The organism is Virgibacillus necropolis, assembly GCF_002224365.1.
In the GTDB taxonomy this organism is placed as follows: domain Bacteria; phylum Bacillota; class Bacilli; order Bacillales; family Amphibacillaceae; genus Virgibacillus_F; species Virgibacillus_F necropolis.
In genome coordinates, this window is sequence record NZ_CP022437.1 from 528,202 (window position 1) to 541,061 (window position 12,860).

The following is a 12,860-nucleotide window of genomic DNA, read 5'->3' on the forward strand; positions in this document are numbered from 1 at the left end:
AGCCAAGTTTTCTAATAGGAGGATTCTTACTGTATGGAACGTGGAGGTAATTATCGTTTAGTGAAGGTAAAGGAAATTCTGTTTGAGGATACAGATGATTATAATGAAGTAGGCATTGAAGAGCTGAGTGAAAAGTTACGACATATAACTGGTGGCGAATTGAAGGTGGATCACCGCACCATCAAGCGTGACCTGGAAATTTTGGACGAGTTGGACTTTGAGATTGTAAAAAATAAGGGGAAGTTTGGCAAGGTATTTTATAGCCACCAAGCTAGACTTTTTGAGACCTATCAATTACGGCTTATGATTGATGCTATTCTATCTGCACGATTTATTACAACGAACGAAAAGAAAAAGTTAATCAAAAAGATGAAGCAATTAACTAGTAAACATATTGGAAAAACATTGCCAGAACCTATTTTGTTTAGTCAATCTACGAATATGGATTACGACCTGGTTAAACTCAATATTGATTGTGTTCATCGGGCTATTTCAGAGGGGAAGGCTCTAACTTATAAATATGGTAAATATAATGTAGATAAAGAATTTGCATTTCATCGTAATGGTGATTGGTATCATGTAGAACCATATGCATTGATCTGGCAGAATGATTTTTATTACTTGATTGGATTCTTTGAAGAAACAAAAGAGATCAGGCATTATCGTCTAGACCGGATTCGGCATATTGAAGTAAGTGAGCAATCATTTGTAAAAAGCAATAACTTCCATTTACAAGAATACATAAATCAAAGCTTTCACATGTTTGCTGGGGAAGAAATCTGGATTAAAGTACGTTTTCACATAGAGTTAGTTAATGTTGTTTTAGATCGGTTTGGAAAAGAAGCAGATATCAAAAAGATTAATGAGGACCATTTCGTATTAACGACTAAAGCAAAGCTATCAGGTGGTCTGATCAATTGGATCTTAACCTGGGGAAATCAGGCCAAAGTGTTATCACCTGACCATTTGGTAGATAGCGTAAAAGATAAAATCAAACAAATGAATGAAGTATATCAGGAGAGTGAATAATACAAGGTCTAAAGCCAAGTTGCTTTAGACCTTGGTGGTCATGAAATCAGGTTAATAATTTGGCTTTATTCCTAGTGACTCATAAGGGACATGAATTTTAAATGCGAGATTGTTCGCTTCTAAATCGAAATGTTCAATACTCACTTTAAAGTTACTACGGATATCCATATTCGTAACTGCCAGATATAGCTCTTCCTTTTTTGGATTTACCGTTACCCAATCTGGCATTGGTAGGTACTTTTTCATATACTCCATGATTTTTTGATTAGGAAGCTCTAATAAGCCTAAAGAAATAGATTTTTGTTTCAAAATAACGTCCCCGTTTTCTTGTACGAGTGGTTCGAAGTGAACAGAGAGCGGGATAGTTGTAGAAAAAATAGGTAGCTCTCCTATTAAATGAACGTCATCTTTTAACACAATGCTATAGTGGTGCCGTGAGTTATCCAGTAGTTTATCGAGATATGCGTTGACTAGATCATTTAAATTGCTTCTCGTTGTTCGTACAATAAACTGCGAACTCTTTTGTTCATCAACTTGTTCTGTAGATGGTATGTTTGAGCTTGACACTGGCCAGAAAATTAATAGAATAATACCAAATAAAATCACTACATTAAGTGTGAGCAATATATAGAAATATTTCTTCCATCTTGACTTCAGCTGTTTGTCTCGTCTTTTCATAGATGCCCACCCTTCTCTTGTACTACTTTATTGCTCGTTCTCTTTGTGCAGAAATTCCAAAACCCTTTCTGCTATTCGATGGTAGCCTTTATAGTTTGGATGGAAGTTATCTTTCCAAAATAAATCAACACCTCGGTCATCGAATAAATCGATTGTCGGAATATAGGTGGCGTTGTTATATTTCTCAGTAATCGCTTTGCCAGTTTGGTTCCAATTTTGAACGATTACTCCTAGCTCTTTGACTTCTGGAAAGTATCTCCCAAATGGATCATAAAATCCTAGGAAATAAACCTCTGCATTAGGGTTTAATGAATAAATCTTTTCAAAAATTTTCTTTAAGCGATCCTCGTATCCAACGCGGGCCTCTTTAAAGTCGTCAATTGTTATATTGGTAAAGTTTTCTTTGACTACCTGTAGAATGTCATTTGCGCCAATTGTGATCAATACAATATTTGCATCTGAAATTGATGTTGCTACCTTAGGGTCTTCCAAATACTTCAAAAGTTGATCCGTACGACGGCCGCGTTTGCCGTAATTTTCAAATTCTACAATTGTTTCCTCTGTTGAGTTCAAGGCATCTTCTAACATTCCAACATAACCACCATCACCAGTCTCATCACCAACACCTTGCGTTAGTGAATCACCAATCGCTACAACTCGAGCTTCATTATTTGTGAGAAAGTCAACCGTTTCTTGAACAGCACCCGTTACCAAGTCTTTCACTTTTCCTGTAACATTATGCTCTGTTTCTATTTCTTTTTCTTCAACTGGCTCTTTTTTTTCTGGTTTATCCTCTTTTTCTTCAATTTTTGCTTTATCAATAGCTTTGTCAATGGGAGAATATGCAGTTGAAATGATTATAAAAATCATTAACCCTACCAATAATACTCCTATAGTAATAATAGCTGTTTTTTTCTTCATGATGACCACACCTATGGATAGTATATTTTCTTTACGTTAGGAGCGTGTTAAATTCCTCTTATAATGTATACCCTTATTTTAGTGAAAGTATCACATTACTTAGAAGGAATTAAACACTTTTTCTTTGTCTCTTGGATGGCCTGCGATATGCAGAACCCATGTAAATGACTAATGCAATCCAGATTAACATAAATGAAACAAGGTGAGAAGCTGAAAATGCCTCATGGTACACAAATACACCTAGTATTAGCATGATTGTCGGTGCGATGTATTGTAAAAATCCTATCATCGATAATGGGATTTTTTTCGCACCGCTTGCAAATAGTAATAATGGAACCGCGGTTGCGACACCAGCCCCAATCAATAATAAATTCGTGTTAGATGTAAGGTCACCCTGTACAAAAGTGTTTTCAGTGAATAAAGGTACATATATAAGTGCTAATGGTGTTACAATCATTGTTTCAATTGTTAATCCGAACATGGCATTAACATCGACCATTTTTTTCAAAAGACCATAGAATCCAAAACTAAACGCCAATAAGAGAGAAACCCACGGAAATACACCATAACTAAAGGTTAAATAAACAACTCCAATACCAGCAAGGATAAAGGATACTAGTTGTCTCCTTGTTAAGGTTTCTTTTAACACAATAATTCCAAGTAAGATACTAACTAACGGATTTATATAATATCCTAGACTTGCTTGGATTACGTGGTCACTATTTACAGCCCAGATGTACGTTAGCCAGTTTATGCTAATCATGATTGATGCAAGTGTAATACCAATCAAATTGCGTTTGTTCCTGATGATTAATTTGCATTCTTTAATAAATGACTTTCCTTTTCGCATAACAAGTATGATAACAACCATAAACAGGAAAGACCAGATAATACGGTGTGCTAATATTTCTCCTGCTGACACCTCTTGAATAAGCTTCCAGTATATTGGTAGGAATCCCCATAGGAAATAGGCGCTAGCAGTATATATTATACCAATTTTTTTGTCACTTTGCTCCACAACTGACACTCCCAATCTATTCTTCTACCATAATAAAAAATAAAGTAAGATAAGTTTAGGGTTTTTCCTAATAAAAAGCAATAAGCAGGTTTTATATAATAATGAAGGGGAACGCTTTCAAAACAATAGAAAATCATATATGATAGTTTTAGAACATTCTGCATAAAAATTTCATTAAGAACTTCTAAGGATATAAGTATAAGATAAACTTCGCAACTCGCTACTAAAGAGGAGACGAGTGACAAGTTTTTCTATTGGGGGAGAAAAAATGAGTACCAATTCAAAGCGTTTTGAGACAACGGTCATACATGAGGGATATGACGCTAAAGATATGTTAGGCAGTTTAGCTACACCACTATTTCAAACTTCTACATTTACCTTTGACACTGCAGAGCAAGGAGAAAGCAGATTTGGCGGAGAAGAAGAAGGTTATATTTATTCGCGACTTGGAAATCCAACTGTCGCTGTATTAGGGGAACGGATTGCTGCGCTAGAAAAAGGGGAACGTGGTCTTGCATTTGGATCGGGAATGGCAGCTGTCTCTGCTGTATTAATTGCACTGACTAAAGCGAATGACCATATTATCTGCTCATCAGGTCTATATGGATGTACCTTTGGACTGCTGACTATGATGAAAGATAAATATAATATTTCTCATGACTTTTCAGAAATGGATTCAGAAGAAGCAATTAGGCGTCTTATACGCCCTGAAACAACATGTATTTATGTGGAGACACCAATCAACCCAACAATGAAGTTAATCGATTTACAAATGGTTGCAAAGGTTGCTAAAGAATTTAATATTCCTGTGGTAGTAGATAATACCTTTTCATCACCATATTTACAGCAACCACTGGAACTTGGTTGTGATGTCGTGCTTCATAGTGCAACGAAGTATATCGGTGGACACGGTGATGTAGTTGCTGGTTTAGTGGTAGGGAAAAAGGAATTTTTAGACTCAGTAGCTATGACTACTCAAAAGGATATTGGTGGAATTATTTCACCTTTTGATGCATGGTTATTACTTCGTGGATTGAAAACATTACCAATACGATTAGACCGCCATTCGGATAACGCGGAAAAGATATTTGAAAAGCTAAATAGCCATCCGAAAGTGGACCATGTTTATTATCCAAGTGATGAAAACCACGCTGATTACCCGATATTCAAGAAACAAATGAAACGTGGTGGAGGCGTCATTTCATTTACCATAAATGGAACAAAAACCGATGCTCAGAACTTGTTGAATAAGCTGTCATTTATAAAAATTGCTGTGAGTCTAGGAGACGCAGAAACACTTATCCAGCATCCGGCGACAATGACGCATTCTGTTATTCCTGTAGAAGCTAGAAAACAAATGGGAATAACGGATCAATTAATACGTTTATCCATCGGACTTGAGGCATGGGAAGATATCTGGACAGATATAGAACAGGCGCTGAATCAAATTTAACAGCTTATGGCCTTTTATCCCATGGTTCCAGGGTGCCTACAACGGTTTCTATTTGATCAGTCCGAATTGCGTGGATAACACCAGTAGCAATCTCATTATGTGTTAACCATCGTGAGTTAGTACTATTCAGGATAAATCCTAAAAAAACGCGTCTGTACTGACAATTTTCAGGTACAGGCGTGTTTTCTTTTATAAAATAGCGGGAACTACCTTGAACATGGAATAACTTCCATGTCTTTGTTTGATGTATTCCTGTTATTTCGTCGATTAACGAATTAAGTGCATGTGGTGCTGATCCATGGATCCAACTAACTACAAGGTCCGGTATGCCAAATGATTGAAAAGCTTTATGTAGCTCATATCTAAGATGACCATCATCGTGATAATCCACTTCAATTGCATGTATTTTATCTGAGTCTGGACTTGAATAATTTAAACGCTGATGGCGAATAGTACTACGACCGATGACAGATACATAGTAATAATCATCAACTAGCGTATGGCATACTTGCGCCAGCATCCCCGTTCCACCAATCACTAAAGCATATTTTTTACTTTTCATCTAAGTCACCTCTTTGTCATACTAACTTGTTAGAGTGAAGTGTGCTATATTATGGATACTAAGAAAATCTGAATTTCTAGAGGGAGGAGAAGACCGCCTTGGAATTTATGCCTTACTTTTTAGCGTTTATTATCATATCAAATATGGGTTTAGCATTTACCGTTATATTTTTGGAACGAAAAGACGCAACTGCCACGTGGGCATGGTTAATGGTTTTATTGCTTATTCCAATTGCGGGCTTTTTTCTTTATTTGGTGTTTGGCAAAAAAATCAGTAATAAACATATTTTTACGTGGGAGACGAAAAGTAAGCTGGGTGTTAAACGCTCCGTACAGTCTCAACTTCGGGCTTTAGAAGAAAATACGTTTGTTTTTAAACAAAAGGAACTAAGCGAATATAAAGATCTGTACTATTTGCATTTAAGAAATAATGATGCGATTTTTACACAAGATAACAAGGTTGATATCTATACAGATGGAGTAGAAAAGTTTAAAGCGTTACTGCAAGACCTACAAAAAGCCAACGATCATATCCATTTGCTCTATTATATCATTCGTTATGATGAACTCGGAAAACAGATTGCAGATGTTTTAGTGAAAAAAGCAAATGAAGGGGTAGAAATTCGCGTTTTATATGATGATATGGGATCGCGCACACTAAGTAGAAAGTTTATAAAACGAATTCGTCAAGCCGGTGGGCAGGTAGAGGCTTTTTTTCCTCCAAAAATTCCTAAAATCAATATGAAAATCAATTACCGTAATCATAGAAAAATCGCGGTCATAGACGGAAAAATTGGCTACATAGGCGGCTTCAATATTGGTGATGAATACTTGGGCAAAAATAAGAAATTTGGTTATTGGCGTGATACACATCTGCGTATAATTGGGGATGCTGTTCATCATATGCAAACGCGTTTTATTTTAGATTGGAATCAAGCTTCACGAAATGATATTTTATATGACGAACGGTTCTATGCTGCTGTTCCCGCTGGAGATGTAGGAATTCAAATTGTTTCAAGCGGCCCAGATTCTGAATGGCAACAAATAAAAAATGGTTACATTAAAATGATCTTATCAGCTAAAGAATATGTCTATATACAGACACCATATTTCATCCCTGATGAGAGTCTTGCGGATGCATTACGGATTGCTTGTCTTTCAGGTGTTAATGTAAAGATTATGATCCCAAATAAGCCAGACCATCCATTTGTCTATTGGGCAACACTTTCCTATATAGGCGACTTGCTTAAGGCTGGTGCGGAAGTATATATTTACCAAAACGGATTTCTTCATTCCAAAACCATTATAGTAGATGGTAAAATTGCATCAGTTGGGACCGCTAATATTGATGTGCGTAGCTTTAAGTTGAACTTTGAAGGGAACGCGTTTTTATATGACAGTACTGTAGCTGGGAAATTAGTGGAAAGCTATATGGAGGATATTAGTCTCTCCACTCAGATGACCAAAAGTTTATATGAACAACGATCGATTGGTATTCGATTTAAAGAATCCATCTCACGGTTACTCTCACCAATTTTGTAAGATAGTAGGAGGAAAACAAAAATGGAAACAAACACATGTAGGAATTCATTAACAGTCAAAACATCACATGTACTACCACCTGACACCAATACACATGGAACATTATTCGGCGGAAAGCTGATGGCACATATTGATGATGTGGCAGCTATAGCAGCGGCTCGTCATGCTAGAGAAACAGTGGTTACTGCTTCAACAGACTCAGTTGATTTTCTCGCACCTGTAAAAGAAGGAGACTCCATTTGCGTAGAGGCATTTGTAACTTGGACACACAATACATCGATGGAAGTATTCGTTAAAGCAGTAACGGAACACTTGCTGTCAGGAGAGCGAAAAGTATGCACGACAGCCTTTTTAACATTTGTAGCGGTGGACGAAAATGGTAGCCCAATCCCCGTCAAATCGGTTGTACCGGAAACAGAGTTTGAAAAGAACCTCCATCAACATGCACCAGTACGAGCAAAGCATCGTAAGGAACGTCGTGCAAACTCAAAAGAACTAGCAAAAGCATTTGGCACCGATTTCCCTTGGGATCGATAAAGCTTTGTATGATGAACTGCTTCTGTTTTGAGGCGGTTTATTTTTTTTGCTGGAAGTTCAATTAGGAAATCAGCACTTAATTCGATATATCACCACCATTTCATTCCACTTTCCAATTATGTTTTTCTTTGCAGTTATGATAAAATATTGAGAGTCTATTGTTGAAATATGGATTACAAGTAGTTGCAAGGGGTATATAGAATGCAAGCTTAAAATAAAGCATTCTGAATTTATCTGGAAGGAGAACAAAACATGGGTTTCATTGAGAGCATGGTTGGAGAAATTAATGGCATTTTATGGGATTATTTATTAATTATTGTTCTAATTGGCCTTGGCCTTTGGTTTACTATAAAAACAAAATTTGTCCAATTTAGGTATTTACCTGAAATGTTCCGGGTTTTATTCGATAAACGAACAATGAGTGCTAAGGGGAAAAAAGGGACATCATCCTTTCAGGCATTTGCTATTAGTGCTGCATCGAGGGTAGGAACAGGAAACCTTGCTGGTGTTGCATCTGCCATAGCAATTGGCGGACCAGGAGCAATCTTTTGGATGTGGGTTATTGCGTTGTTAGGTGCTGCGACAGCATTTGTCGAGAGTACACTTGCGCAGGTTTATAAAGTTCCTGAAAAAAACCAATATCGTGGTGGTCCTGCATATTATATGGAAAAAGGGCTCAATAAGCGTTGGCTTGGAATCCTTTTTGCAATCACGATTACATTTACGTATGGACTTGTATTCAATTCCGTGCAATCAAATACAATAAGTTTAGCGTTTGCTAACGAATTTGATTTCAGTAAAGGCATTATGGCTATTATTCTTGTCATATTAACGGCTATCGTTATTTTCGGAGGATTGAAAACAATCGCGAATGTAACACAATACATAGTTCCAATAATGGCTATTCTATACATTATTCTTGCTGTTTATGTGTTAATCGTGAATATAGCAGCAGTTCCAGACTTAATTTCACTTATTCTTGCAAATGCGTTTGGTATTCGTGAAGTAGCAGGTGGTGGATTCGGTGCAGCAATTTCGATGGGAATTAAACGTGGTTTATTTTCCAATGAGGCCGGAATGGGTAGTGCACCAAACGCGGCTGCGACCGCAGAAGTTACACATCCTGCAAAACAAGGGTTAATCCAATCATTAGGTGTATTCTTTGATACCATTTTAATTTGTAGTGCAACAGGTTTTATTATTATTTCGGCTGGCGGATATCAAGGAAGCGAGCTTGACGGGATCCAATTAACACAAAGTGCATTTGAATTCCACATTGGTGATTGGGCATCTATCTTTATTGCAGTGGCAATTTTCCTATTTGCATATAGCTCTATTCTTGGGAATTATTATTACGGAGAAAATAACATTGGGTTCATTAAAGAAAGTAAAGTTGCTTTATTCCTCTATCGTATAGCTGTACTTGCAATGATTGTATTTGGAGCAATTGTTTCCTTTGATTTAGTATGGGCTCTTGCTGACTTATCAATGGCAATCATGGCATTGATTAACTTATACGCCATCACTAAGCTATTTAAGATTGCAAATCGCGTATTAAAAGATTATCAACGTCAACGAAAACAAGGAAAAGATCCAGTGTTTTACCGAGATGTACTAGAAAACCAAAATGGTGTTGAACTCTGGGATCGTAAAGAAGCAAAACATGATCAGGATTAAACAAAAAACGTGAGGGCCATAAAAGCTCTTGCGTTTTTTTTATCGCTCACTAACACCACTATTTCGCGAAAAATTCTTATGAATAGTTGCAACATTAATAGAAAACGCTTACAATAGGAATAAGAGTTTTCTAATAATTGGGGTGCTTTTTATGAAAAGCTGCAAGATACAATTAAATCAATTAAATGATCGATTAAAGAGGCGCGGTTTATAACCGTAGCCTCTTTTTACTTTCATTGCTTTATCCAAGTAAAGCGGTACTAGAAGGAGGTTAATCATGGTTATCTTGACTGGAAAAACAGTAACTTTTGATGAAGTGAAACGCGTTGTTTTTGGCAATGAGAAAGTGAAGTTAGCAACTGAAACATGTATAAACATAGAAGCAAATCGAGAAACGGTTGATAAGCTTATTATGGATAAAAAAACGATGTACGGGATTAACACAGGCTTTGGAAAATTTAGTGATGTGGTAATTGAAGACACTGATCTAGACGATCTACAACTAAACTTGATTCATTCCCACGCTTGTGGGGTAGGAGAGCCATTTTCTGAAAGCATCATACGGGCAATGCTCTTGCTTCGGGCAAATGCACTCACGCAGGGGTATTCCGGTGTTCGTCTAGTAGTAGTAAACCAGCTATTGAACCTATTAAACAGTGGCATTCATCCAGTTGTTCCACAGCAAGGTTCACTCGGGGCAAGTGGAGATCTCGCGCCACTTTCCCATTTGGCACTAGGCCTTATGGGTGAAGGGGACGTTATCTATCAAGGTGAAAAAATGACAGCTTTTGATGCACTTCATCGAGAAGGAATTAAACCACTAACATTAAAAGCGAAAGAAGGACTCGCACTTATAAACGGAACACAAGCAATGACCGCTGTGGGAGTAATCACATACCTTGAAGCTGAAAAACTTCTTCATCAAAGTGAACTAATTTCTGCAATGACGATGGAAGGACTGCAAGGGATTATTGATGCATTTGATACGGATTTACATGCTGCACGTGGTCACCAGGAACAAATGGACGTAGCAGAGCGGATGCGTAATAGCTTAGCTGACAGTACGCTCATCACAAGACAAGGTGAACTACGTGTTCAAGATGCCTACTCAATAAGGTGCATCCCGCAGGTTCTTGGTGCATGCTGGCAAACAATCAATTATGCAAAAGATAAACTATTTACCGAAATGAACGCTGTGACTGACAATCCATTAATCTTTTCGGACCAAGATAAAGTGATTTCAGGTGGAAATTTTCACGGGGAACCAATTGCGTTTGCAATGGATTTTATCAAACTTGGTATTGCCGAAACTGCGAACATATCTGAACGCCGCATTGAGCGTTTGGTGAATCCGCAACTAAATGATTTGCCGGCGTTTTTGAGTCCGAACCCTGGCCTTGAGTCTGGCGCAATGATTATGCAGTATAGTGCAGCGTCACTTGTATCGGAAAATAAGACACTTGCACATCCAGCAAGTGTGGATTCCATTCCATCCTCTGCCAACCAAGAGGATCATGTCAGTATGGGAACGATTGCAGCAAGACATGCACTGCAAATGTTGCAAAATGCACGACATGTGGTAGCAATTGAATTAATTTGTTCAATGCAAGCTGTAGAATATCGAGGTACCGACCAAATGGGAACTCTTACAAAAGAGTTTTACAAGAAAGCTCGTGAGATTGTTCCTAACATTACTGCTGACCGTATTTTTGCAACAGATATTACGAATCTAACAAACTGGTTAAAAGAGGACGCACATTCAAATGTGAGTTTAAAAGGAGGAGTTTTTCATGAATAAAGTGGAAGTGAAAGCAAAAAAAGGATTGGAATTAGAATGTAAAGGATGGGAACAAGAAGCGGCATTACGTATGCTGTACAATAACCTAGACCCTGAGGTAGCTGAAAACCCTGAAGAGCTAGTTGTGTACGGTGGAATTGGAAAAGCTGCTCGTAATTGGGGTGCTTTTCACGCGATTGTTGAGACATTGCGAAATCTTGAGAATGATGAAACGATGTTAGTTCAATCGGGTAAGCCTGTTGGGGTGTTTAAAACACATAAACATGCACCACGTGTATTATTATCTAATTCTGTTTTAGTACCAAAGTGGGCAAATTGGGAACACTTTCATGAACTCGATAAAAAAGGCCTAATGATGTATGGACAAATGACAGCTGGTAGCTGGATTTATATTGGTACACAAGGGATCTTACAAGGAACATATGAAACATTTTCTTCGCTTGCAAAAAAACATTACAATGGCTCGTTAAAAGGAACCATAACCTTAACTGCTGGTCTTGGTGGTATGGGAGGTGCACAACCGCTTGCTGTCACAATGAATGAAGGGATTGTTATTGCAGTTGAAGTCGACAAAAGCCGTATCGAAAAACGCCTAAAAACAAAATACTGCGATGTTATGACGGAAAGTATTGATGAAGCAATTTGCTTAGCAAAAGAGGCGCGAGATGCCGGAAAATCTTTATCCATTGCGTTACTAGGAAATGCTGCTGAGACCCACCATGCACTCCTAGACAAAGATATTAAAATTGATATTGTAACAGATCAAACATCTGCACATGATCCGTTGAATGGCTATGTTCCAGTTGGATTCACAGTTGAAGAGGCAGAAGTTTTACGTAAGAAAGATCCAGAAGCATATAATGTAAAATCAAAAGTAAGCATGGCAAAGCACGTAGAAGCGATGCTTTTATATAAAGAAAAAGGCTCAATTGTGTTTGACTACGGTAATAACATTCGTCAAGTTGCACATGACGAGGGCGTGGAGAAAGCATTTGATTTTCCTGGGTTTGTGCCAGCCTATATCCGCCCATTATTCACGGAAGGAAAAGGGCCATTCCGTTGGGTGGCACTTTCAGGTGATCCAGAAGATATTTATCGTACAGATCGATTGATTAAAGAGTTATTCCCAGAAAACGCGGCATTAATTCGCTGGATTGATATGGCACAGGATCAAATTGCTTTTCAAGGGCTTCCATCTAGAATTTGCTGGTTAGGCTACGGGGAACGCATGAAAATGGGTCTAGCAATTAATGAACTTGTTCGTACGGGTGAATTAAAGGCCCCTGTTGTTATCGGACGCGACCATTTAGATTGTGGCTCTGTTGCGTCACCAAACCGTGAGACAGAAGATATGAAAGACGGTAGTGACGCTGTAGGTGATTGGGCGGTATTAAACGCACTGATCAACACAGCTGCAGGTGGTTCGTGGATTTCCTTTCATCATGGCGGTGGCGTTGGTATGGGTTATTCCCTACATGCCGGAATGGTTGCTCTAGCAGACGGAACAGATTTAGCACAAGAACGTCTTGAACGTGTTCTAACAACAGATCCTGGTATGGGAGTCATTCGTCATGCAGATGCAGGCTATGAATCTGCCATTGACTTTGCCGAGGAACATAACATTACAATCCCAACGAAAAAATAGA

At 38.0% G+C, this 12,860-nt stretch carries 11 protein-coding genes; 7 read left to right on the forward strand and 4 right to left on the reverse strand.

Annotated elements, in window-relative coordinates; all coding sequences use genetic code 11:
* Positions 1 to 33: 33 nt before the first annotated feature.
* The gene (locus CFK40_RS02675) at positions 34 to 1,029 is read left to right on the forward strand and encodes a helix-turn-helix transcriptional regulator (RefSeq protein ID WP_089530549.1); all 996 of its coding nucleotides are present in this window, start codon (positions 34 to 36) and stop codon (positions 1,027 to 1,029) included.
* Positions 1,030 to 1,080: 51 nt separating this feature from the next.
* On the opposite strand, the gene CFK40_RS02680 is transcribed toward CFK40_RS02675, so the two are convergent.
* The 3 genes from CFK40_RS02680 to rarD all read right to left on the reverse strand — a co-directional run bounded on the left by CFK40_RS02680 (position 1,081) and on the right by rarD (position 3,646).
* Positions 1,081 to 1,707 carry a YpmS family protein gene (locus CFK40_RS02680; protein ID WP_089530550.1) on the reverse strand — a complete coding sequence of 209 codons (627 nt, stop codon included), beginning with the start codon at positions 1,705 to 1,707 and terminating at the stop codon, positions 1,081 to 1,083.
* A 27-nt stretch (positions 1,708 to 1,734) separates the two neighbouring features.
* Positions 1,735 to 2,628, reverse strand: coding sequence for an SGNH/GDSL hydrolase family protein (locus CFK40_RS02685; protein ID WP_089530551.1), 894 nt, complete (start codon positions 2,626 to 2,628; stop codon positions 1,735 to 1,737).
* Positions 2,629 to 2,737: 109 nt separating this feature from the next.
* Positions 2,738 to 3,646, reverse strand: a complete 909-nt coding sequence (gene rarD / locus CFK40_RS02690; RefSeq protein WP_089530552.1) for an EamA family transporter RarD — start codon at positions 3,644 to 3,646, stop codon at positions 2,738 to 2,740.
* Positions 3,647 to 3,914: 268 nt separating this feature from the next.
* Here rarD and megL point away from each other — a divergent pair, with 268 nt between their 5' ends.
* Positions 3,915 to 5,099, forward strand: a complete 1,185-nt coding sequence (gene megL, locus CFK40_RS02695) for a methionine gamma-lyase (RefSeq protein ID WP_089534267.1) — start codon at positions 3,915 to 3,917, stop codon at positions 5,097 to 5,099.
* A 4-nt stretch (positions 5,100 to 5,103) separates the two neighbouring features.
* On the opposite strand, the gene CFK40_RS02700 is transcribed toward megL, so the two are convergent.
* A complete protein-coding gene (locus CFK40_RS02700; protein ID WP_089530553.1) occupies positions 5,104 to 5,661 on the reverse strand; it encodes a Rossmann-fold NAD(P)-binding domain-containing protein in 558 nt (185 codons plus the stop codon).
* A 107-nt stretch (positions 5,662 to 5,768) separates the two neighbouring features.
* Between CFK40_RS02700 and cls the strand changes: the two genes are divergently transcribed.
* The 5 genes from cls (at position 5,769) to hutU (ending at position 12,859) form a co-directional block, all read left to right on the forward strand.
* Positions 5,769 to 7,202 (forward strand): cardiolipin synthase, encoded by a 1,434-nt coding sequence (cls, locus tag CFK40_RS02705; protein WP_089534268.1) that lies wholly within the window; start codon positions 5,769 to 5,771, stop codon positions 7,200 to 7,202.
* A 21-nt stretch (positions 7,203 to 7,223) separates the two neighbouring features.
* Positions 7,224 to 7,739 (forward strand): acyl-CoA thioesterase, encoded by a 516-nt coding sequence (locus tag CFK40_RS02710; protein ID WP_089530554.1) that lies wholly within the window; start codon positions 7,224 to 7,226, stop codon positions 7,737 to 7,739.
* Positions 7,740 to 7,991: 252 nt separating this feature from the next.
* Positions 7,992 to 9,416 carry an alanine/glycine:cation symporter family protein gene (locus CFK40_RS02715; protein WP_089530555.1) on the forward strand — a complete coding sequence of 475 codons (1,425 nt, stop codon included), beginning with the start codon at positions 7,992 to 7,994 and terminating at the stop codon, positions 9,414 to 9,416.
* 277 nt (positions 9,417 to 9,693) lie between these two features.
* A complete protein-coding gene (hutH, locus tag CFK40_RS02720; RefSeq protein ID WP_089530556.1) occupies positions 9,694 to 11,214 on the forward strand; it encodes a histidine ammonia-lyase in 1,521 nt (506 codons plus the stop codon).
* Positions 11,207 to 12,859, forward strand: coding sequence for a urocanate hydratase (gene hutU, locus CFK40_RS02725; protein WP_089530557.1), 1,653 nt, complete (start codon positions 11,207 to 11,209; stop codon positions 12,857 to 12,859). Before hutH ends, hutU begins: the two co-directional genes overlap by 8 nt.
* Position 12,860: the final 1 nt, after the last annotated feature.